The organism is Haemophilus sp. oral taxon 036, from assembly GCF_002998595.1.
Lineage (GTDB): Bacteria > Pseudomonadota > Gammaproteobacteria > Enterobacterales > Pasteurellaceae > Haemophilus > Haemophilus haemolyticus_K.
In genome coordinates this window covers 675,356-697,499 of sequence record NZ_CP027235.1, presented here as the reverse complement: position 1 = coordinate 697,499, position 22,144 = coordinate 675,356, and the positions used below count along the sequence as shown (strand labels likewise).

The 22,144-nt window shown below is 38.5% G+C and carries 20 protein-coding genes; 5 read left to right on the top strand and 15 right to left on the bottom strand.

From position 1 onward, the window contains the following. Positions 1-94 precede the first annotated feature (94 nt). The 4 genes from alaS to argH all read left to right on the top strand — a co-directional run bounded on the left by alaS (position 95) and on the right by argH (position 5,407). The gene (gene alaS / locus C3V42_RS03405) at positions 95-2,719 is read left to right on the top strand and encodes an alanine--tRNA ligase (protein ID WP_106013646.1); all 2,625 of its coding nucleotides are present in this window, start codon (positions 95-97) and stop codon (positions 2,717-2,719) included. A gap of 77 nt (positions 2,720-2,796) precedes the next feature. Beyond that, complete coding sequence (gene csrA / locus C3V42_RS03400) at positions 2,797-2,988, top strand: carbon storage regulator CsrA (protein ID WP_005625841.1); 192 nt, start codon at positions 2,797-2,799, stop codon at positions 2,986-2,988. A gap of 23 nt (positions 2,989-3,011) precedes the next feature. Beyond that, positions 3,012-3,899, top strand: coding sequence for a UTP--glucose-1-phosphate uridylyltransferase GalU (gene galU, locus C3V42_RS03395; RefSeq protein WP_106013645.1), 888 nt, complete (start codon positions 3,012-3,014; stop codon positions 3,897-3,899). Positions 3,900-4,033: 134 nt separating this feature from the next. After that, on the top strand, positions 4,034-5,407 hold the full coding sequence (gene argH, locus C3V42_RS03390; RefSeq protein WP_106013644.1) for an argininosuccinate lyase: 1,374 nt from the start codon (positions 4,034-4,036) through the stop codon (positions 5,405-5,407). Between the two features lie 66 nt (positions 5,408-5,473). On the opposite strand, the gene rdgB is transcribed toward argH, so the two are convergent. After that, positions 5,474-6,067, bottom strand: coding sequence for an RdgB/HAM1 family non-canonical purine NTP pyrophosphatase (rdgB, locus tag C3V42_RS03385; RefSeq protein ID WP_106013643.1), 594 nt, complete (start codon positions 6,065-6,067; stop codon positions 5,474-5,476). A gap of 10 nt (positions 6,068-6,077) precedes the next feature. Further along, on the bottom strand, positions 6,078-6,812 hold the full coding sequence (locus C3V42_RS03380) for a 3-deoxy-D-manno-octulosonic acid kinase (protein ID WP_106013642.1): 735 nt from the start codon (positions 6,810-6,812) through the stop codon (positions 6,078-6,080). A gap of 77 nt (positions 6,813-6,889) precedes the next feature. On the opposite strand from C3V42_RS03380, the gene C3V42_RS03375 reads away from it, so the two are divergent. Beyond that, a complete protein-coding gene (locus C3V42_RS03375) occupies positions 6,890-7,930 on the top strand; it encodes a glycosyltransferase family 9 protein (RefSeq protein WP_106013641.1) in 1,041 nt (346 codons plus the stop codon). A gap of 154 nt (positions 7,931-8,084) precedes the next feature. Here C3V42_RS03375 and yegQ read toward each other — a convergent pair whose 3' ends face one another. From yegQ to dsbB, 13 genes are all read right to left on the bottom strand, one after another. After that, positions 8,085-9,464 carry a tRNA 5-hydroxyuridine modification protein YegQ gene (gene yegQ, locus C3V42_RS03370; RefSeq protein WP_106013640.1) on the bottom strand — a complete coding sequence of 460 codons (1,380 nt, stop codon included), beginning with the start codon at positions 9,462-9,464 and terminating at the stop codon, positions 8,085-8,087. A 127-nt stretch (positions 9,465-9,591) separates the two neighbouring features. Continuing rightward, on the bottom strand, positions 9,592-10,236 hold the full coding sequence (adk, locus tag C3V42_RS03365; RefSeq protein WP_048953463.1) for an adenylate kinase: 645 nt from the start codon (positions 10,234-10,236) through the stop codon (positions 9,592-9,594). 84 nt (positions 10,237-10,320) lie between these two features. Continuing rightward, complete coding sequence (locus C3V42_RS03360) at positions 10,321-11,559, bottom strand: MFS transporter (protein ID WP_164994246.1); 1,239 nt, start codon at positions 11,557-11,559, stop codon at positions 10,321-10,323. 181 nt (positions 11,560-11,740) lie between these two features. After that, positions 11,741-12,757: a UDP-glucose 4-epimerase GalE gene (galE, locus tag C3V42_RS03355; RefSeq protein WP_106013638.1), complete on the bottom strand. Its 1,017-nt coding sequence runs from the start codon at positions 12,755-12,757 to the stop codon at positions 11,741-11,743. Between the two features lie 42 nt (positions 12,758-12,799). Beyond that, complete coding sequence (gene rhlB / locus C3V42_RS03350) at positions 12,800-14,047, bottom strand: ATP-dependent RNA helicase RhlB (RefSeq protein WP_164994218.1); 1,248 nt, start codon at positions 14,045-14,047, stop codon at positions 12,800-12,802. A 116-nt stretch (positions 14,048-14,163) separates the two neighbouring features. Further along, positions 14,164-14,370, bottom strand: a complete 207-nt coding sequence (gene yacG / locus C3V42_RS03345) for a DNA gyrase inhibitor YacG (protein WP_106013636.1) — start codon at positions 14,368-14,370, stop codon at positions 14,164-14,166. Further along, positions 14,363-14,983 carry a dephospho-CoA kinase gene (coaE, locus tag C3V42_RS03340; RefSeq protein WP_106014307.1) on the bottom strand — a complete coding sequence of 207 codons (621 nt, stop codon included), beginning with the start codon at positions 14,981-14,983 and terminating at the stop codon, positions 14,363-14,365. The genes yacG and coaE overlap by 8 nt, the downstream gene beginning before the upstream one ends. A gap of 107 nt (positions 14,984-15,090) precedes the next feature. After that, positions 15,091-15,387: a DUF1294 domain-containing protein gene (locus C3V42_RS03335; protein WP_106013635.1), complete on the bottom strand. Its 297-nt coding sequence runs from the start codon at positions 15,385-15,387 to the stop codon at positions 15,091-15,093. Further along, complete coding sequence (gene glyA / locus C3V42_RS03330) at positions 15,384-16,649, bottom strand: serine hydroxymethyltransferase (RefSeq protein WP_106013634.1); 1,266 nt, start codon at positions 16,647-16,649, stop codon at positions 15,384-15,386. The genes C3V42_RS03335 and glyA overlap by 4 nt, the downstream gene beginning before the upstream one ends. 125 nt (positions 16,650-16,774) lie before the next feature. Beyond that, a complete protein-coding gene (locus tag C3V42_RS03325; RefSeq protein WP_106013633.1) occupies positions 16,775-18,346 on the bottom strand; it encodes a sulfatase-like hydrolase/transferase in 1,572 nt (523 codons plus the stop codon). Between the two features lie 115 nt (positions 18,347-18,461). Next, entirely contained in the window at positions 18,462-19,751 is a 1,290-nt protein-coding gene (gene purD / locus C3V42_RS03320; protein WP_106013632.1) for a phosphoribosylamine--glycine ligase, read from the bottom strand. Positions 19,752-19,856: 105 nt separating this feature from the next. After that, positions 19,857-21,455, bottom strand: coding sequence for a bifunctional phosphoribosylaminoimidazolecarboxamide formyltransferase/IMP cyclohydrolase (purH, locus tag C3V42_RS03315; RefSeq protein WP_106013631.1), 1,599 nt, complete (start codon positions 21,453-21,455; stop codon positions 19,857-19,859). 147 nt (positions 21,456-21,602) lie between these two features. Then, entirely contained in the window at positions 21,603-22,136 is a 534-nt protein-coding gene (gene dsbB / locus C3V42_RS03310) for a disulfide bond formation protein DsbB (RefSeq protein WP_106013630.1), read from the bottom strand. Between the last annotated feature and the right edge of the window lie 8 nt (positions 22,137-22,144).

Below are 22,144 nucleotides of genomic sequence, written 5' to 3'. Positions count from 1 at the left end.
TTTTGGCAAAAAGCCTTTTTATAAATTTCAAAAATATGCAAAAATAGGACGATTTAGTTTTTATTTTTATTATGGGTAACAAGGATTCTTTTTAATGAAAACAACAGCAGAAATAAGACAATCATTCCTTGATTTTTTCCATAGCAAAGGCCACCAAGTAGTTGAGAGTAGCTCACTTGTGCCGGAAAATGATCCGACTTTGCTTTTCACGAACGCTGGGATGAACCAATTTAAGGATGTGTTCCTTGGAATGGATAAACGCCCTTATTCTAGAGCGACGACTGCGCAACGTTGTGTGCGTGCTGGTGGTAAACATAACGATTTAGAAAATGTTGGTTATACCGCGCGTCATCATACTTTCTTTGAAATGCTCGGTAACTTCAGTTTTGGTGATTACTTTAAACACGATGCGATTAATTTTGCTTGGGAATATTTAACATCCCCACAATGGCTTGGTTTACCTAAAGAAAAACTATGGGTAACCGTGTATGAAACCGATGACGAAGCCTACAACATCTGGAATAAAGAAGTCGGTGTTCCTGCTGAACGCATTATTCGCATTGGTGACAATAAAGGCGCACCTTACGCATCAGACAACTTCTGGGCAATGGGCGACACGGGTCCTTGCGGTCCTTGTACTGAAATTTTCTACGATCACGGTGATCATATTTGGGGCGGACCTCCAGGCTCACCAGAAGAAGATGGCGACCGTTATATTGAAATCTGGAACGTTGTGTTCATGCAATTCAACCGTTTAGCCGACGGCACAATGGAAAAATTACCACGCCCATCAGTTGATACAGGTATGGGCTTAGAGCGTATTTCTGCTGTATTGCAACATGTGAACTCAAACTACGAGATTGATATTTTCAAAACATTAATCGCAAAAACGGCTGAAGTTGTTGGCACAACAGATTTAAGTAATAAATCATTACGTGTTATTGCTGACCATATTCGTTCTTGTGCATATTTAATCGCTGATGGCGTTATTCCATCAAACGAAGGCCGCGGTTATGTCTTACGTCGTATTATTCGTCGCGCAGTTCGTCACGGTCACTTATTAGGTGCCAAAGAAGCCTTTTTCTATAAACTCGTGCCAACTCTAATTGAAGTAATGGCAGAAGCAGGCAAAGACGTAAAAGCAAAACAAGTAAATGTTGAAAAACTATTACGTTTAGAAGAAGAACAATTCGCTCGCACTCTAGAACGTGGCTTGAGCTTATTAGATGAAGCCCTTGCTCAAGTGAAAGATGGCGTTCTTTCAGGTGAAGTGGCATTCAAACTTTATGATACCTACGGTTTCCCATTAGATTTAACGGCTGATGTATGTCGTGAGCGCAATATCACTATTGATGAACAAGCGTTTGACCGAGAAATGGAAGCACAACGTACTCGTGCTCAAGCAGCGAGCCAGTTTGGCGTAGACTACAACAGCATTATTCGCGTGGATGGTGAAACCAAGTTTGAAGGCTATACTGAAGTCGAATCTCAAGCAAAAATCACCGCACTTTTCTATGATGGTAAGTCAGTAGAAAGTATCGAAGCGGGTCAAAGTGCGGTCGTTATTTTAGAAAATACGCCGTTTTATGCAGAATCAGGTGGTCAGATTGGCGATAGCGGATATTTAAGCGCACAAGGCGTGACCTTTAATGTTAAAGATACCCAAAAATATGGGCAAGTATTTGGACACATTGGAGAATTAACGCAAGGAAGTTTGAAAGTTGGGCAAACAGTGAATGCTATTGTGGATGCGGAACGTCGTCATTACACGTCACTCAACCACTCAGCAACACACTTATTGCACGCGGCCTTACGTCAAGTTTTAGGTCAACATGTTGTGCAAAAAGGATCACTTGTTTCAGATAAAGCCTTGCGTTTTGACTTTGCTCAACCAGAAGCAATTACAAAAGAACAGTTAACTAAAATTGAAACATTAGTAAACCAAAAAATCCGTGCTAACTTCCCTGTGCAAACGGATATTATGGATATTGATTCAGCAAAAGCTAAAGGGGCAATGGCACTCTTTGGCGAGAAATATGGTGATAACGTTCGCGTATTAACCATGGGCGATTTCTCAATTGAGCTTTGTGGTGGTATTCACGCAAAACGCACGGGGGATATCGGTCTATTTAAAATTATTACTGAAAGTGCAGTGGCGGCAGGCGTTCGTCGTATTGAAGCTGTAACTGGTGAAAATGCGATTGAATGGTTACATAATCAACAACGCATTCTGCTCCAAAGCGCAGACTTATTCAAATCAGATGTAAATACCTTAGTAGAAAAAATCCAACAACTTCAAGACAAAGCGAAGAAAGTGGAAAAAGAATTACAAGGTCTAAAAGAAAAAGCCGCAATGCAGGCTGGTTCTGATTTTGTGAAAAGTGCGGTGAAAATCAACGGTGTTTCTGTTATCGCACAACAATTGGATGGCATAGAAACAAAATCATTACGTGTGATGGTCGATGATTTAAAAAATCAACTCGGCTCAGGCGTAATCGCATTCGCATCGATCTTAGATGAAAAAGTCAACCTTGTCGTTGGTGTAACAAACGATTTAACTACCAAAGTAAAAGCTGGTGAGCTTGTTAATTTAATGGCTCAACAGGTCGGGGGTAAAGGCGGTGGTCGTCCGGATATGGCAATGGCAGGAGGCTCCCAACCAGAAAATGTGGCACAAGCAGTTAAAGTGGCACAGGACTGGTTAAACAAAAATCTGTAGTACAAGCCGGTTGGTGGGATGCCAACCTTCCTTGATTGATAGGGATATCTAATAAATGCAAACTAAGGAGATAAAAGATGTTAATCTTGACTCGTAAAGTTGGCGAAAGTGTACTTATTGGAAATGATATTTCTATCACGATTTTGAGTGTACGTGGAAACCAAGTTAAACTCGGTGTAGAAGCGCCTAAAGAAGTATCCGTTCACCGAGAAGAAATTTACCAACGAATTAAACAGATGAAAGATGAACAATTAGACAGTTCATCATAATCGTAAATAATGGATTTTATATTATGAAAGCAATTATTCCTGTAGCCGGTCTTGGTACACGTATGTTGCCTGCCACGAAGGCAATTCCGAAGGAAATGCTCACTTTGGTTGATAAGCCATTGATTCAATACGTGGTAAATGAATGTGTTGCAGCTGGCATAAAAGAAATTGTGCTTGTCACGCATTCATCAAAAAATGCTATCGAAAACCATTTTGATACCTCTTTTGAACTAGAAACAATGCTAGAAAAACGTGTTAAGCGTCAACTTCTAGAAGAAGTTCGTTCTATCTGTCCAAAAGATGTAACTATTATGCACGTTCGTCAAGGTAACGCTAAGGGCTTAGGTCATGCTGTTCTTTGTGGTCGTCCAGTAGTTGGTAATGAGCCTTTTGCTGTTGTATTACCTGATGTATTGTTAGCTGATTTCAGTGCAGACCAGAAAAAAGAAAATCTTTCTGCAATGATTAAACGCTTTAATGAAACTGGAGCAAGCCAAATTATGGTAACGCCTGTTCCACAAGAAAATGTTAGTAGCTATGGTGTTGCAGATTGTGGTGGTGCAAATCTTAATGGCGGTGAAAGTGCAAAAATTAATAGCATTGTTGAAAAACCCTCTATTGAAGATGCGCCATCAAACCTTGCTGTAGTGGGTCGTTACGTTTTCTCAGCCGCAATTTGGGACTTGTTGGAAAAGACGCCAATCGGTGTTGGTGATGAAATCCAATTAACCGATGCGATTGATATGCTCATTGAAAAAGAAACTGTTGAAGCATTCCATATGGCAGGTGAAACATTCGACTGTGGTGATAAAATTGGCTATATGGAAGCTTTCGTAGAATACGGTATTCGTCACGAAAAATTAGGTAAAGAATTCAAAACATTTATCAAAAATTTAGCAAAAACACTATAAATAGCTCTAATACAGATAAAATGGACAAAATAAAAGATTTTGTCCATTTTTGTTTTATTATTAATATAGAATATTGCTTTATGCATAAATATGCACAATAATAGAATAATTAATTAAAATAAAAAGGAAGGATTATGGCACTTTGGGGTGGGCGTTTTACGCAGGCAGCGGATAAACGTTTTAAAGATTTTAATGACTCGTTACGTTTTGATTATCGTTTGGCTGAACAGGATATTCAAGGCTCGATTGGTTGGTCCAAAGCCTTGGTGAAAGTCAATGTATTAACTATCGAAGAACAGCATCAACTTGAGCAAGCACTCAATGAATTACTTATTGAAGTGCGGTCAAATCCGCAAGCAATTTTACAAGATGATGCTGAAGATATTCATAGTTGGGTTGAAAGTAAGCTAATCGATAAAGTAGGCAACCTTGGTAAAAAATTACATACTGGCCGTAGCCGCAACGATCAAGTGGCAGTAGATATAAAACTATGGTGCAAACAACGTGTGGTTGAATTACAAGAATCAGTACGTAATTTGCAACGCCACTTAGTTCAAACCGCAGAAAACACACAACAAGCAGTAATGCCTGGCTATACCCATTTACAACGAGCTCAACCAATCACTTTTGCGCATTGGTGTATGGCATATGTGGAAATGTTCGACCGCGACTATTCACGTTTAACAGATGCGTATAATCGAATGAATACCTGTCCACTTGGTAGTGGTGCGCTGGCTGGTACGGCTTATGCCGTAGATCGTGATTCACTTGCGCACGATCTTAGTTTTGCTTTCGCGACTAGAAATAGCTTAGATAGCGTCTCTGATCGCGATCATATCGTAGAGTTGCTTTCCATCGCATCCCTCAGTATGGCGCATCTTTCCCGCTTTGCTGAAGATATGATTATCTTTAATAGCGGAGAGGTAAATTTCGTCGAGCTATCTGATCGCGTGACTTCCGGCTCATCATTAATGCCACAAAAGAAAAATCCTGATGCATGTGAGTTAATTCGAGGCAAAGCCGGCAGGGTGATTGGCTCATTAACAGGTATGCTAGTCACCTTAAAAGGCCTGCCACTTGCGTATAACAAAGATATGCAAGAAGACAAAGAAGGTATTTTTGATGCCTTAGATACTTGGCAAAACTGTGTGGACATGGCAACGTTCGTATTAGATGAATTGAAAGTAAATGTTGAACGTACTCGTGAAGCCGCGTTAAAAGGCTATTCAAACGCAACTGAATTAGCGGATTATTTAGTCTCTAAGGGCGTACCTTTCCGAGATTCCCATCATATCGTGGGTGAAACGGTTGTTTATGCAATCGAGAAAGGCAAAGGATTAGAAGATCTTACTATCCCTGAATTCCGCCAATTTAGTGAAGTAGTGGGAGATGATGTTTACGAGATTCTTTCGCTCCAATCTTGCTTAGACAAACGTTGTGCAAAAGGCGGTGTATCGCCATTAAGAGTTGCTGAAGCGATTGCAGAAGCGAAAATACGTTTAGCTTAATTATAACGTTAAAGTGCGGTCAGAAATTATTTTATATTTCTGACCGTTTTTGAGTGCCTATAAATATTAATTTTCTAATTTATTTTTTAATATATTAAGTGCGCGTGATCTATGTGAGATTCTCTTTTTCTCGATTGTATCCAGTTCACCGAACGTGCAATTTTTTTCTGGGCTGAAAAATAAATTATCGTAACCAAAACCATTTTTACCTTTTTCTTCAAACTCAATGAGACCATGGCATTCACCTTCAGCGATGATTGGTGACGGATCATTTGGGTGTTTTAGATAAACGATACAGCTCACAAATTTTGCTTGTCGATTTTCTTTTGTGACATGAGAGAGTTCGGTTAATAATTTTTTGCGATTCTTTTCATCGTTACTATCCTCTCCAGCGTATCGCGCAGAATATAACCCTGGAGCCCCATTGAGTGCATAAACAACTAGACCTGAATCATCTGCGATAGCGGGTAACCCTGATTTTTCTGACGCATAGCGTGCTTTTAATAGTGCATTTTCTACAAAGGTTAAGCCTGTTTCTTCGGGGCTATTAATGCCTAAATCGCTTTGTGCGATCACTTCAAATCCAAGATTGGCTAATACATCAGACATTTCCTTCACTTTACCTTGGTTACCTGTAGCAAGTACGATTTTTTGTTTCATGGCTTATCCTTTATTCTTGAGGTTGATTATAGGCTTCGATTAAATCTGCCCAATTTTGTTTTGTAAATTGAATCTTTATTCTTTTAATTTCTTTTGTAAAAGAGCGGTGTAATCGATTCAAGTTATCTGTTTTCCAACTATCTCCCGATCTTACAGTGCACTTATCGAAATCTAATAACCAACATTGTTTTCTATTTTTTATTTGTTGAACGAGAATGTTATGTACATTTAAATCTGTATGGCAAACCTGCTGATCATGCAATTGACGAATTAATTTTCCTATTTGAGTCCAGATTTCTTTTGGTAAAGGGGTTGCCTGTAATAGTAGGGATAAATCCTGAGCATTTTCAATTTTTTCTGTCAAAATATCCGCTTGGTAGCAGATCCCAAATTTTCCCTTTTGAACTCGTGCAGCAATAGGTTTAGGAACGGGGAGCCCTGCTTCATATAAGTGTTGTAGTAAATAAAACTCGGCAAAACTACGGGTCTTCTTGAGAGAGGAGAAATAATAACGATCTTTGTTGAATTTTCCCCATAATCCACCTCGATAATAATGTCTCAGTGCGCAGTTTACGCCTAGATAATCTTCTGTTTGTAGAAAATAAGTTGTGCCTCGGCCTTTTGCAGTCCCAATAATTCTTTTTTGAGTTTGCCAGAATTCAGGTTTAAAGACGTTACTTTTATTGTTAAAAGTGCGGTCAAAACTGAAGATAAAATATTCATTACCCTGTTGGAATGAGTGCATGTTAGTGGAATTGGATGATAGAAAATGTCCTTATTCTACTTTAAAATACATCCAAATTAAATGAGAAAGGATTGCAAATGTCACTTTTCACTCGTGCTCCCAAATCACTTTGTATTCTCCGCCTTTCTGCTGTAGGAGATGTTTGTCATGCCCTTGCTGTCATACAACATATTCAGGCTTATTATCCTCAAACCCAAATTACTTGGGTTGTAGGTAAAACAGAATTCGGCTTATTAGAGGGGATTCCTAATATTACTCTGATTCCTTATGATAAGAAAACCGGTTGGAAAGGTCTTTTCTCATTATGGAAAACGTTAAAGAATCAACACTTTGATGCCTTGTTAAATATGCAAACTGCATTTCGTGCTTCTATTATTTCCTTAGGAATTAAAGCTAAATATAAAATTGGGTTTGGTAAAAAACGATCACGAGAGGGGCAATGGTTATTTGTTAATCGTCAAGTAAATGATCCTGATTCATCTCATGTCTTAGATGGTTTCATGGCTTTTGCTGAATATATTGGTGTGCCAAAAGCTAAATTAACCTGGAAACTTGAAATTTCTCCCCAGGAAAGTGAATATGCATATCAATTTATTGATCCTTCACGTAAAAATTTACTGATTTCTCCTTGCTCTAGTAAAGTAGAAAAAGATTGGCTCATTGAACGTTATGCTGAGGTTGCCAATATTGCAAATAAACGTAATATTCATGTTATTTTTTGTAGTTCCCCCTCAAAGCGTGAATTAGAAATGGTTGAAAAAATCATAGCACTTTGTGACTTTAAACCAACTAATGCTTCAGGTAAAACTAACTTGAAGCAACTTTCTGCCTTAATTTCTCAAGTAGATTTAGTTTTATCGCCTGATTCTGGCCCAGCACATATTGCAACGGCTCAAAATACGCCTGTTATTGGTTTATATGCTTATCACAACCCATTACGTACGGGCCCTTATCATAATTTGTCTAATGTCGTTTCTGTTTATGAAGAGAATGCACAAAAAGAATTTGGAAAACCATCTTCTCTATTACCTTGGGTAACAAAACTAAAAGGAAAAGATTTAATGGCACAGATTCAAGTGGACTCTGTAATTAAAGAAATGAATAAGTTAGGGCTTTAAATTCAAGGATAAAAAAAGCCCTTTCAAAAGCTGAAAGGGCAAAAATATTTGGAGTCATACTATGAGTTGTTGAATTAACAAATCAGGTATGTGGCGTATTATAATAATAAAATACAAAAATGCAACATTTTTTTAACAAATGATTTTTTGTCATTTAATTATGTGGATTTCTTGTATTGCTATTGACTAAATTACGCATTAATAAGGCGTAGTCTAAGTTGATATCTTGTGGTACGTCTAAGAACACAAAATGCCCATCACCTAGTGCTGCATCAACCGCTTCATTTTTACGATTTAGCATTTTTTCAATTTTGAAATTGATATTCCCCTGAGGGGTCATCATTTCCACTTCATCACCAAGTAAGAATTTGTTCTTTACCGCCACTTCAGCCATACCTTGTTCGTTACGTTTACCAGTAAATTCACCGATAAACTGTTGACGATCAGAAATAGAATAACCGTATTCGTAATTTTGGTATTCATCGTGCGTATGACGACGTAAGAATCCTTCGGTATAACCACGATGAGCAAGGGATTCCAAGGTATCCATTAAGCTTTCATCAAATGGTTTTCCTGCTGCCGCATCATCAATGGCTTTGCGGTAAACTTGAGCGGTTCTTGCGCAATAATAGAATGATTTAGTACGACCTTCGATTTTTAAAGAATGCACACCAAGTGCGGTCAATTTTTCAACGTGTTGTACTGCACGCAGATCTTTTGAGTTCATAAAATAGGTGCCGTGCTCATCTTCAAAAGCGGTCATTTGCTCATCTGGTTTTTGTGATTCGGTATAAAGGAAAACTTTATCTGTTACCGCACCTTCACCTAAGGTTGGCGCCACATTTTTTACTTTGATTTGTTGGGCAGGAGCGATTTTCGGCACGATGTTGCCTACTTCATCGGTAGTACCTTCTTCCATTTTGTATTCCCAACGGCAAGCATTCGTGCAAGTGCCTTGGTTTGGATCGCGCTTGTTGATATAGCCAGAAAGCAAACAACGACCGGAATACGCCATGCACAACGCACCGTGTACGAAAATTTCAAGTTCGATATCGGGCACGTGTTGGCGAATTTCGGCAATTTCATCTATTGAAAGTTCGCGCGATAAAATCACACGGGTTAACCCCATTTGTTTCCAGAATTTTACCGTTGCCCAGTTTACCGCATTAGCTTGTACAGAAAGGTGAATATCAATATCCGGGAAGTTTTCACGCACCAACATGATTAAGCCTGGGTCAGACATAATTAAGGCATCAGGGCCCATGTCGATCACAGGTTGTAAATCTTTGATAAAGGTTTTGAGTTTGGAGTTATGCGGCGCAATATTCACCACCACATAGAATTTTTTGCCAAGTGCATGGGCTTCATCGATCCCGATTTTTAAATTGGCATGATTAAATTCATTGTTACGTACACGTAAGCTGTAACGTGGTTGGCCTGCATAAACGGCATCTGCACCATAGGCAAAAGCATAGCGCATATTTTTGAGAGAGCCGGCAGGGGAAAGTAATTCTGGTTTGAATGAGGATGTCATGATATGTTCTCTATCTGATTTCAAGTCAGGAATTTACACGAGGTAAATCATTAAAAGATAAAACTAGGGATTTTAGACATGTTAAGGAATATTCCGCACTTCTCGATATCAAAAAGTGCGGTTAATTTTAGCTTAGAATTTTATTTAACTCTTGGCTAACTTCTTCCACTTTTTGTGTACCATCTAAACGGAAATATTGAGTATTACCCGCTTTCGCTTCGGCTTGGTAATAATCAATTAATGGGCTGGTTTGTTTATGATATACGGCTAAACGATCTAATACAGTTTCTGGTTTATCATCTGCACGAATAATTAAATCTTCACCTGTCACATCATCTTTACCTTCCACTTTTGGTGGATTATAAACGATGTGGTAAGAACGACCAGATGCTTGGTGTACACGACGGCCGCTCATACGTTCAACAATCACTTCGTCTGGCACATCGAATTCTAAAACAAAGTCAATTTTAACGCCTGAATCTTTCAATGCATCCGCTTGTGGAATAGTACGAGGGAAACCATCTAACAAGAAACCATTTGCGCAGTCAGGTTGAGCAATACGATCTTTTACAAGGGCAACGGTTAATTCATCTGGTACTAATTTACCTTCATCCATTAATGCTTTAGCTTGTTTGCCAAGTTCAGTCCCTGCTTTGATTGCAGCGCGGAACATATCGCCAGTTGAAATTTGCGGGATACCAAATTTATTCATAATAAATTGTGCTTGAGTGCCTTTACCTGCGCCCGGTGCACCTAAAAGAATAATTTTCATAAAAAATCTCCATTAATAAAAAACGTGATTAAGATACTGATAAAGCATAGTGCGGTCAAATTTTTTATAATTTTTACCGTACTTTTATAGTGAATTGGCCGTATTATTTTCTTGATTCCAAGGCGCTACCCAAAATAAACAAAGCATGCCAGGAATCGCTAAAAATAAACAAAACCAAAAATACTGATAATACCCTACCGCTCCCACAACATAACCAGAAAGCATACCTAAAACTTTACTTGGCAAAGCTGAAAGGCTTGTAAAAAGTGCAAGCTGTGTTGCGGTATAAAGCGGATTACTCTCACGCGCCATAAAAGCCACAAAAGCCGCGGTGCCAAGCCCAACACCGATATATTCTGCTGCAATTACAACACCTAGTTTCCATAACTCGGCTGATGTAATAACATCAAAATGTCCGAAAGCTGCCAACCAAATAAACCCACCAATTGTCACCATCTGTACAAGCCCAAATAGCCACAATGCACGGTTAATACCCAGTTTTAGCATTATCACACCACCAGCAAGTCCAGATAAAATGCTTGACCAAAGTGCGGTACTTTTTACAACAATCGCTATATCCTCTTTGCTAAATCCCATATCATAAATAAATTTGGTTTGTAGCGTTGTGGCAAAAGAATCCCCGAACTTATACAAAAACAAAAACAGTAAAAAACCGATAGCCTGAATGATGCCCTTACGCTGAAAAAATTCTTGTAATGGAATCCAAAATGCTTGATAGAACGACTGATTAGTTTGCTGCACGTCTATTTTTGGCTCTTTTGCTAAAAATAATGTCATGAAGATGCCCGCTAACATACAAAGTGCGGTCCATAAAAAGACTGTTTCCCAAGGATAAATCGCCGCCAAATATAGCGATAATCCACCGGGAATTAATCCCGCAATTCGATAAGCATTAATATGAATAGTGTTTCCCAAACCTAATTCATAATCACTCAAAATCTCACGACGATAAGCGTCTAACACGATATCTTGTGTGGCTGAAAAAAAGGCGATAAGCAACGCAATATTTGCAACCGTACTCAGTTGTGTGAGCGGATCAAACAGGCTAATTATGTAAAGTAAAATCAATAATGCCACTTGTGAAAGCAGCATCCAGCTACGACGACGCCCTAAAAAACTTGGGAAATAACGATCCAATAAAGGAGCCCACAAAAATTTCAATCCATAAGGCAACATCACACCAGTTACCGCACCAATAAGCTCAATTGAAAGATGCTTATCCGTCAGCCAAACAGGCAACATCTGCAATAACACAAATAATGGCAAACCAGAATTAAAACCTGTGAATACGCAAATCAACATCTTGCGTGTAAAAATTTGGGAAGAAAGGGAATTTGACATAAAGTGCGGTTAATTTTGGTTGTATTTTAGAAACTTTGCCTTTCAATTAAAGGATAAGTGCAAAAATTAGGGGGATTTTTAATCACATCCCCCAATGTTTAGCTTCTTCTTCCTAAAAAAGAAAAACAAATATTAGAGAATATTAATCTCTGTACCCTTTTGGATTATTTTTCTGCCAGTTCCATGTATCTTGCATCATTTTTTCAAGACCACGTTCAGCTACCCAACCAAGCTCTTTTGCAGCTAAACTAGGATCAGAATAGCATGTCGCAATATCACCAGGACGGCGCTCTACAAGTTTATATGCAATTGTAATATCGTTGGCTTTTTCAAAAGCTTTTACCATATCTAATACGGAATAACCATGGCCTGTACCAAGGTTATAAATATGTAAACCAGCATCATTTTCATGACGTTGAAGCGCTTTTAAATGCCCCACTGCCAAATCAACCACATGAATATAATCACGGACGCCTGTTCCATCATGAGTGTCGTAATCACTACCAAATACAGAAAGTTGTGCTAATTTACCGATGGCAACTTGACTAATATAAGGTAATAAATTATTTGGAATACCATTTGGATCTTCACCAATTAAGCCACTTTCATGCGCCCCAACTGGATTAAAATAACGCAAGATGGTCATGCTAAATTTTGGTTCCGCTTTTACTGTATCGCGTAAAATCTGCTCAACCATATATTTAGATGTACCGTAAGGGTTGGTTGTACCGCCGACTTCACAATCCTCTGTAATTGGAATAATTTTTGGATCACCGTAAACCGTTGCAGATGAACTAAATACAAAGTTCCAAACACCTGCTTTTTTCATTTCTTGAATTAATACAAGGGTGCCAGCGACATTGTTCATGTAATATTCTGTCGGCTTTTGAACACTTTCCCCTACGGCTTTTAACCCTGCAAAGTGAATAACAGAGCTAATCTTATTTTCAGCAAAGATTTTTTGTAACAAAGCACGATCTAAAATATCACCTTCATAAAACTTTGTTTCTTTGCCTGTAATTTGTTTTACGCGCTCAAGGGATTTTGGCGATGAATTGCAAAGATTATCTAATACCACCACCTCTTTGCCAGCATTTAATAATTCTACAACCGTGTGAGAACCGATATAACCGGCACCACCTGTCACTAAAATGGCCATAATGATTTCCTTATTAATTATTGAGACTAAAAAATTATATCACTATTTTGTGTGATAAGAACGATGTCTTGTATGCCCTTGCGGTGGTACTGCACGTTTTAACCGATACGGTTTCGGCAGTTCAAGCAAGGCTTCTGTTTCATATTGGCTCACTGGGATAGAATGGCCAATATATTCTTCAATTGCTGGTAAATTCATCGCATATTCTTCGCAAGCAAAACTAATCGAAACTCCACTTTCCCCTGCTCGTCCAGTACGGCCGATTCGGTGAACATAATCTTCTCGATCATCGGGTAAATCATAATTGAAAACATGAGTCACATCAGAAATATGCAAGCCACGAGCAGCCACATCTGTTGCTACTAAAATATCTAAATCACCGTCAGTAAATTGTTTTAATAACGATAAACGTTTTTTCTGTGCTACATCGCCAGTCAGTAAGCCGACACGATGCCCATCAGCCGCCAAATAACCCCAAATTTCTTCACAACGATGTTTCGTATTCGCAAACACAATACAGCGCTCAGGCCATTCATCTTCCATTAAGGTTAAGAGAAGTGCCATTTTATCCTGATTAGATGGATAAAAAAGTTCTTCTTTAATGCGATGACCAGTCTTTTGTTCTGGTTCAATTTCAATATATTCAGGGTCATTCATATCCTCGAATGCTAATTCACGCACTTTATAAGAAAGTGTCGCTGAAAATAACATCGTTAAACGAGCTTGCGGAGCGGGGCATTTACGCAATAAATAACGAATATCACGGATAAACCCAAGATCAAACATTCGATCCGCTTCATCTAGCACAACAACTTGGATTTCATCTAAACCAATTATGCCTTGTTTCACATAATCAATGACTCGTCCCGTCGTACCAATCAAAATATCTACGCCACGCTCAATCGCTTGTAATTGTTTATCATAACCATCGCCACCATAGGCAAGTACGGTCTTTAATCCACTCGCTTTTGCAAGAAATTCTGCGTCATTACTAATCTGCACCGCTAATTCTCGAGTAGGTGCTAAAATCAAAGCTCTTGGGTGAGGATATTCAAGATTAGGATCTTGGAGAGTTAAAAGATGGTGAAAAGTAGCCGTTAAAAAAGCCATTGTCTTGCCTGTACCAGTTTGAGCTTGTCCTGCGACATCTCGTCCATTTAAACTGATAGGCAAGGATAAAGCCTGAATTGGGGTACAAAAATCAAAGCCTTTTTTTGCCAAAGCATCTCGTACAATCGGATCTAGAGGAAGATCGGAGAATCGTTGCTGGCTTAAATAATCTTGTTGCATAAAAATCACATTTTAGAATAATAAAATTAGGTTTAGCATAGCATGCTTAAGGAAAATCCTCAAAAAAGGACCGCACTTATAAAAATTAACCGATAGGGTTTCCTATCGGTTAATTTCTATTTAATGCTCCATTCGTCACTCACATTTGGATCCATTGCAAAATCAGCAGTATCACTTGGAATCGCTTTTTCTTCAGCCGCCCATGCGCCAAGATCGATTAACTGGCAACGTTTGCTACAAAAAGGTCGAAAAGTACTTTCATTTGTCCAAGGCACAGATTTTTGGCAAATCGGACAAGGTACTTCAATAATTTCGTCAGACATTTTTATGTTCCGCTTGTTGTAAATAAAACTGGTGCAATTCTAGCACCTTTTGTTGCAAGTGCGGTAAGTTTTGGGCCAGTTCAGCATCATTGTTAATCACATCATCCGCCAACTTTAAACGCTCTTGTTGAGAAACTTGAGAATTCATAATTCGTTGAATTTGCTCAAAATTATTGTTATCTCGTTGAGCTGAACGAGCAAGTTGAGTTTGTGGACTCACATCCACCACCAAAATACGATCACAAAGTGCGGTCAATTTATTTTCTATTAATAAAGGGACGACAAATAATGTGTAAGGCGCAGTTTGTTCAGCTAATTGTTGTTTCATTCGTTCACGAATAGCGGGATGTAAAAGATTATTTAACCACAATTTATCTTCATCATGGTTAAACACTCGCTCTCGTAAAGCCGCACGATTAAGCTCGCCTTGTTCCGTTAAAATTTGAGCACCAAAATGTCCAACAATTTTTGACAATAAAGGGGAACCTTTCGCAACGACTTCTCTAGCAACCACATCCGCATCCACTAGAGGTACCCCAAGATCGGCAAATAAATTAGCAATCGTTGTTTTACCACTACCAATGCCACCAGTTAAGCCAACAATATAAGTCATATGATTTCCCATAAAAAATTTCCAATATTATACAAAATAACGCTAGTAAAAATCAGTTCTCCAAGCCAATAGTTAGTGAACCATAACAAATTAGTTTATCTACATTATCATGCCTTTACATATTGAAACATAAAAGAAAAATATAACCATGGAAAAACAACAACCCAAAGAAATGCGCTAATGACAACAATAAATTTAAAACTAAAATGCAGCGTTTTATGACGAAAATGGTTCATAGCTAAATGTATTCCCATAAAACCACCTAAAAGGCTTAGAAGGAAAAATGTTTTTTCAGGAATTCTCCACTCGTTACGCACGACCCGAATTTTATCTCTCCACATAAAAAAATAAGCGGCGATATTGATCGCCGCTAACCATATAATCAACGAAAGAAAATAAATCATTTCGGATAAACTGGAAGACGTTTACAAATTGCTAATACTTTTTCTTTAGTTTCAGCAATCACTTGTTCTTCATTTTCTTTGCCTAAAGCATCTAAAACATCACACATCCAGCCAGCTAATTCACGCACATCATTTTCATTGAAACCACGGCGAGTCACAGATGGTGTACCTACACGAATACCTGAAGTAACAAATGGTTTTTGCGGATCGTTTGGCACAGCATTTTTATTCACGGTAATATTTGCTTTACCTAAAGCTGCATCAGCTGCTTTACCTGTTAATCCTTGTTTGATGAAACTTACTAAGAACAAGTGGTTTTCAGTACCATTTGAAACAACGTCATAACCACGTTGTTTAAATACTTCAACCATTGCTTTTGCATTTCTCAACACATTTGCTTGGTATTCTTTATATTGAGGCTCTAATGCTTCTTTAAAGCAAACTGCTTTTGCCGCAATAATATGAACTAATGGGCCACCTTGATTTGCAGGGAATACAGATGATTGTAATTTTTTGTAGATATCTTCATCACCACAAGATGAAAGAATTAAACCACCACGCGGACCGCCCAATGTTTTATGGGTTGTTGTTGTAACAACATGTGCATGCGGTAGTGGATTTGGATATAAACCCGCTGCAATTAATCCTGCTACATGGGCCATATCCACAAATAGATACGCACCAACTTCATCTGCGATTTCACGCATTTTCGCCCAATCCACAACCTGTGAATAAGCCGAGAAACCCGCAACGATAAGTTTTGGTTTACATTCTAATGCTTTTTGACGAACATCTTCATAATCAATTAAGCCATCCGCAGTAATTCCATAAAGCACAGAGTTATAAATCTTGCCAGAGAAACTTACTTTTGCACCATGAGTTAAGTGCCCACCGTGAGCCAAATCCATACCTAAAATAGTATCGCCCGCATTAATCAATGCACCATACACTGCAGAGTTTGCTTGTGAGCCAGAGTGCGGTTGAACATTCACGTAATCAGCACCAAATAATTCTTTCGCACGGTCAATTGCTAACTGTTCCACAATGTCTGCATACTCACAACCACCGTAATAACGTTTACCTGGATAGCCTTCAGCGTATTTATTAGTGAATTGTGAACCTTGAGCTTCCATCACGCGCGGACTAGCATAGTTTTCAGATGCAATTAGTTCGATATGCTCTTCTTGACGACGATTTTCATCTTGAATCGCTTGCCACAATACGGGATCGTAATCAGCGATAGTCATATTTCTAGTAAACATTGTGTTCTCCTGTTGTGTAATTTATGGCAGATAGTTTAACTGTTTATGGATAAAAACTTAATTAAAATTTCATTCCTAAATTTTCATCACTTAAATGAAATTAATTCATCATAGAAAGTCATAATTTAATGGATATATTCTTGTTTACCATTAGATTCTATTTTAAGGTATCCTGCATCACCGGTAAGAATATTTCCATTAACTACTCCTTTATCACAAGTACTAACTGGATAGTTATATCCCATTATATTAATAAGAAGGCTAGATAACTGATTATGAAATGAAACTTTACATGATGAGAAGCTATCTAACACCGTTTTTTGTATTTCTTCATTTGGGCTATATAGAACTAATGGAACAATATAATTATCTTCATCAAATGTACCTTGTTTATAAGTGTCACCTTTTACATATTGACCATGATCAGATGTATAAGCAATGATCCAATCTTTAGAGGTTTTACTAGATAAGTAATGGTAAACCTCAGAGATAAAGTTATCAGTATTTAGAATAGTATTATCATAATTATCTGTGGCGTTATTTTTTCCAAACACCTTCTCTTTCTCATCTAATAATGCCCCATAGGGAATGTGACTTCCTCTATGATGTAAAACAATAAAATGATAACCATTATCTAAATTAATATTTTTAAAAGCAGGAAGTAATTTATTATCAGGCATTGAGTCTCTTAAAGAATAGCCTTCATTATCTGGAAAACGAATATCATTAATCCAGGCACCACCTAAAAAATTGATCATATGCATGTCGTCCCTAGCTTGAGCTGAGTAAAAAAATGTTTGGAATCCTTGATCTTTTGCTAAATTAAATAAATTTGTATCACCTTTAGCTATTTGCTGCATTCCATTTGGATAAGGAATAGAATTAAAAAACATTGGTAAGGATATTGCTGTAAATAAACCTCCTGAATAAGTTTTTCCAACAATTGCTCCTTTTTCATTTTTTAACAAATTTAGAAATGGAGAGGTGTTTCTATCATATCCAAATACACTAAAATGGCTTGCTGATGCACTTTCTCCCATTATTAAAATAATATTCTTAATTTTAGGCTTATTCGTCTTTTCAGGTTTACTTTTCAAGTAGATAGCGGTGTCTGACAATGAGAGTATCTCATATGGTAATAATCTTCCTGCAAAATATCCAAAAGAAAAATAATTAGACTTTAGTCTTGAATAGGTTGTATTAGGTGAAATGAAGCGTTCGTGAGATTTTGTTGTGTATGCTCGAACAAAAACATATATCATTGCAATGTAAAAAATAAAGTCAAATAACCAAGAGAATTTATATTCTTTTTTCTTTATAAAACTTAAGCTTAGAAAAAATAAAATTTCAAATACCCCAAATAAAAATGGAAAAATAAATTTATCTACCATCGTTATGCCTGCATTTGTTACTTCATTGATTTCTTTAAATGCAAGCAAGTAACTAACAGGTCCGATCCAATATTGGTACAGGGCATAATGTACATTATTAAATAAAATGCTTATTGCAAATAAAGTACTGACTAGTATTTTTGTAAATTTATATTTTGAGTAAAGAAACAAGGTGACAAATAAATAATTGAAAATATAGCTTTCAATATATTTTTCAATGCTAGGTATATTAAATAATTTGCGATAAATTATTTCTAAGGAAAGTAGAATTGAGGAGTATAATAATGTGATAAAAAATTGTCGCATGAATGATATGGTTCCATAAAGTGATAAGAAAACTGTTCTAGTGTATTACAAAAAATAGATAAATTACACTTGCTATATAATATTATTTCTCTATTAGACCTAGCAAATTCTCTGACTATTTTGCGTGTTCTCGTTCCACAGCTCTGTAACCAATATCTCGACGATAAAAACGCCCTGTCCATTGAATTTGTTCAGCCAATTTTAATGCTTTCTGTTGTGCTTCAAATACGCTTTCGCCTAATGCAGTCACACAAAGTACACGACCGCCGTTCGTGACTAACTTGCCTGCTTTCGCTTCTACGCCCGCCAAGAAAACTTTCTCATTTTCGACCGCACTTTGAGGCAAACCGCTGATTTCATCGCCTTTGCGATAATCCCCCGGATAACCTTCTGCTGCCAATACGATGCCTAAAGAAGCCTTCGGGTTCCATTGTGATTTCAGTTCGTCCAATTTGCCATCACAAGCCTTAAGACAAAGCTCCACCAAATCCGATTCCAAACGTAGCATAATCGGTTGCGTTTCCGGATCACCGAAACGACAGTTGAATTCGATCACTTTCGGCTGTCCATTTGGCATGATCATCAAACCGGCATACAAGAAACCGGTATAAACATTGCCTTCCGCTACCATGCCATTGACTGTTGGATAAATCACTTCTCGCATAATGCGATCATGAATTTCTGTTGTCACCACTGGCGCAGGAGAATAAGCCCCCATGCCGCCGGTGTTTAAGCCTGTATCTTTTTCGCCCACACGTTTATGGTCTTGGCTGGTCGCCATAGGTTCGACATTTTTGCCGTCCACCATGACAATAAAACTCGCCTCTTCGCCATCTAAAAATTCTTCAATGACTACTCGACTACCAGCTTCACCAAAAGCATTGCCGGAAAGCATATCACGTACAGCGTCTTCAGCTTCTTGCAATGTCATTGCAACGATTACACCTTTGCCCGCCGCTAAACCATCCGCTTTTACAACAATTGGCGCACCTTTTTCACGCAAGTACGCCAATGCAGGCTCTACTTCGGTGAAGTTTTGATATTCCGCTGTTGGGATTTTATGACGCGCTAAAAAATCTTTGGTAAAGGCTTTGGAACCTTCCAATTGCGCCGCCGCTTGCGTTGGTCCGAAAATGTTTAAACCAACTGCACGAAACGCATCCACCACGCCAATCACAAGCGGTGCTTCAGGCCCCACGATCGTTAAACCAATATGGTTATCTTGGGCAAATTTAACCAACGCAGGAACATCCGTTGCGGCGATACTCACGTTCTCGACTTTTTTTTCTAACGCCGTCCCGGCATTGCCCGGTGCAACAAAAATTTTATCCGCTAATGGAGATTGCGCCGCTTTCCAAGCCAGAGCGTGTTCACGACCGCCGTTTCCGATGATGAGGATGTTCATGTTGTAGTCCTTGTGTCTTTTTGAATTTAATCCCCTCTTTAGCAAAGATAGGGGGAGGAATAGGTAAAAAAGTAAGTCGTTCATTGAGCGAAGTGACGACATAAATTAATGTCTAAAATGACGCATTCCAGTCAACACCATCACCATATTATGTTCATCTGCTGCATCAATCACTTCCTGATCACGCATTGAGCCGCCCGGATGAATCACACATTGAATGCCTACTTTCGCCGCCGCATCAATGCCATCACGGAATGGGAAGAACGCGTCGGATGCCATCACACAACCGGCCACTTCCAAACCTTCATCTTGCGCTTTAATACCCGCAATCTTCGCAGAATATACGCGACTCATTTGGCCTGCGCCAATACCAATGGTTTGGTTATCTTTGGCGTAAACAATCGCATTAGATTTCACGAATTTCGCCACTTTCCAGCAGAATAATAAGTCTTTTAATTCTTGTTCAGTTGGTTGACGTTTGCTCACCACTTTTAAATCATCCAAACCAACCATGCCTAAATCTGCATCTTGTACTAATAAACCGCCGTTTACACGTTTGAAATCTAAACGTTCAGAACGAGATGTCCATTCAGCACATTCAAGCAAACGAACATTTTTTTTACGTTTCACGACTTCTTGCGCTTCATCAGAAACTTTTGGTGCAATAATCACTTCAACGAATTGGCGTTCTACAATTTCATTCGCGGTTTTTTCATCTAATTCACGGTTGAAAGCAATAATTCCGCCAAATGCAGAAGTTGGATCGGTTTGGTAAGCGCGGTTGTAGGCTTCTAAAATATCTTTACCTAAAGCCACACCGCATGGATTAGCATGTTTGACGATCACGCAAGCCGGCTCATCAAATTCTTTCACGCATTCAAGGGCTGCATCGGTGTCTACAATATTATTGTAAGACAAGGCTTTACCTTGGAGTTGATTAGCGGTAGCCACGCTCGATTCTTTAACATTCAAATCAACATAGAAGGCCGCATTTTGATGAGAGTTTTCGCCGTAACGCATGGTTTGTTTACGCACGAAGTTAAGGTTTAAAGTCCGTGGGAATTGACCACACTTCGCCTCCGCATCTTCTTCAGAAGCAACATGATAAGGTTTCACCAATTGACCGAAATAGTTGGCGATCATGGAATCGTATTGCGCGGTGTGTTCAAATGCTTTGATGGCAAGATCAAAACGGGTTTCAAGAGTTAAGCTGTTTTGATGTTGATCCATTTCGGCAAGAATTGCATCAAAATCCTGATTGTTCACGACAATCGCCACATCTTTATGGTTTTTCGCGGCGGAACGTACCATCGTCGGGCCGCCGATATCAATATTTTCCACGGCATCTTCTAACGTGCAGTTTGGCTTAGCCACGGTGGCTGCAAATGGATATAAATTCACGATGACCATATCAATGCCTTCAATACCATGTTGCTGCATGATGGCATCATCTGTACCACGACGACCTAAAATCCCGCCGTGCACTTTTGGGTGTAAGGTTTTCACGCGACCGTCCATCATTTCAGGGAACCCCGTATAATCAGACACTTCAGTCACTGGCAAACCATGTTGCTCCAACAATTTTGCGGTACCGCCTGTGGAAAGTAGTTTTACACCACGCTGTACTAAGCCTTGAGCAAATTCTACGATACCGGTTTTATCCGAAACACTGAGTAAAGCCTGACGAATTGGACGATCTGTCATTACATTTTCCTTCATTAAATGGTTAAAAATAAGCGGAGTGAATTATAGCGCAAACGTTTGCGTAAATATAGAAAGATTTTACTGATCATAAAATGAGAATATGTAATAAAGAAAAATGCCATTTGATTTTTTCAAATGGCATTGTTTTTAGTTAAATAGCCGTCTTTGTTTACGACTTTTTTGTATTTGAGAAATAAATAATATTGTGAGTATTGCAATGTATACAACAAAAATAAATACGAGCCACTGAACCATGGTTAAATTTAAGAATGACCATTGGCTTTCATTACAAGAGCCTGTAGGATTAAAAATAGCTGGGAACCATTGATGAAATGGTAAGGTTTCTGGAAAGTTAGGGATAAACTCGCACTGTTTCCAGGGGGCTGGATTCATTTGTAGATCCAAATGGCGCAGTGATACCAAAAGGCCTTTAATACTACTAAATAATCCGAGTATCAAGGCGATTAATCTCACAATAAATGATTTGGGTGCGAGAAGGCCAATAATGCCCGCAATAAATAAGCCAATTATCGCTAAACGTTCATATACGCAAAGCACACAAGGCTGTAACCCCATTCCATATTGGAAATAAAGTGCGGTAGATTCCAAGGCTAAACTTGATAAAGCTAGCAAAAACCATGCGGAACGTTTTTCAGAAAATTGTTTTAATAATGTGAGCATTCTGTCTC

Coding starts and splice junctions, on each gene's coding strand:
- galU (WP_106013645.1), top strand. CDS start 3,012: ATGAAAGCAATTATTCCTGTAGCCGGTCTTGGTACACGTATGTTGCCT.
- C3V42_RS03325 (WP_106013633.1), bottom strand. CDS start 18,346: ATGCGACAATTTTTTATCACATTATTATACTCCTCAATTCTACTTTCC.
- rhlB (WP_164994218.1), bottom strand. CDS start 14,047: ATGCAACAAGATTATTTAAGCCAGCAACGATTCTCCGATCTTCCTCTA.
- C3V42_RS03360 (WP_164994246.1), bottom strand. CDS start 11,559: ATGTTGATTTGCGTATTCACAGGTTTTAATTCTGGTTTGCCATTATTT.
- csrA (WP_005625841.1), top strand. CDS start 2,797: ATGTTAATCTTGACTCGTAAAGTTGGCGAAAGTGTACTTATTGGAAAT.
- alaS (WP_106013646.1), top strand. CDS start 95: ATGAAAACAACAGCAGAAATAAGACAATCATTCCTTGATTTTTTCCAT.
- argH (WP_106013644.1), top strand. CDS start 4,034: ATGGCACTTTGGGGTGGGCGTTTTACGCAGGCAGCGGATAAACGTTTT.
- dsbB (WP_106013630.1), bottom strand. CDS start 22,136: ATGCTCACATTATTAAAACAATTTTCTGAAAAACGTTCCGCATGGTTT.
- galE (WP_106013638.1), bottom strand. CDS start 12,757: ATGGCCATTTTAGTGACAGGTGGTGCCGGTTATATCGGTTCTCACACG.
- yegQ (WP_106013640.1), bottom strand. CDS start 9,464: ATGACATCCTCATTCAAACCAGAATTACTTTCCCCTGCCGGCTCTCTC.
- adk (WP_048953463.1), bottom strand. CDS start 10,236: ATGAAAATTATTCTTTTAGGTGCACCGGGCGCAGGTAAAGGCACTCAA.
- C3V42_RS03335 (WP_106013635.1), bottom strand. CDS start 15,387: ATGATTTATTTTCTTTCGTTGATTATATGGTTAGCGGCGATCAATATC.
- yacG (WP_106013636.1), bottom strand. CDS start 14,370: ATGTCTGACGAAATTATTGAAGTACCTTGTCCGATTTGCCAAAAATCT.
- C3V42_RS03380 (WP_106013642.1), bottom strand. CDS start 6,812: ATGCACTCATTCCAACAGGGTAATGAATATTTTATCTTCAGTTTTGAC.
- rdgB (WP_106013643.1), bottom strand. CDS start 6,067: ATGAAACAAAAAATCGTACTTGCTACAGGTAACCAAGGTAAAGTGAAG.
- coaE (WP_106014307.1), bottom strand. CDS start 14,983: ATGACTTATATTGTTGGCTTAACTGGTGGCATTGGTAGTGGTAAAACA.
- purD (WP_106013632.1), bottom strand. CDS start 19,751: ATGAACATCCTCATCATCGGAAACGGCGGTCGTGAACACGCTCTGGCT.
- C3V42_RS03375 (WP_106013641.1), top strand. CDS start 6,890: ATGTCACTTTTCACTCGTGCTCCCAAATCACTTTGTATTCTCCGCCTT.
- purH (WP_106013631.1), bottom strand. CDS start 21,455: ATGACAGATCGTCCAATTCGTCAGGCTTTACTCAGTGTTTCGGATAAA.
- glyA (WP_106013634.1), bottom strand. CDS start 16,649: ATGTTTACTAGAAATATGACTATCGCTGATTACGATCCCGTATTGTGG.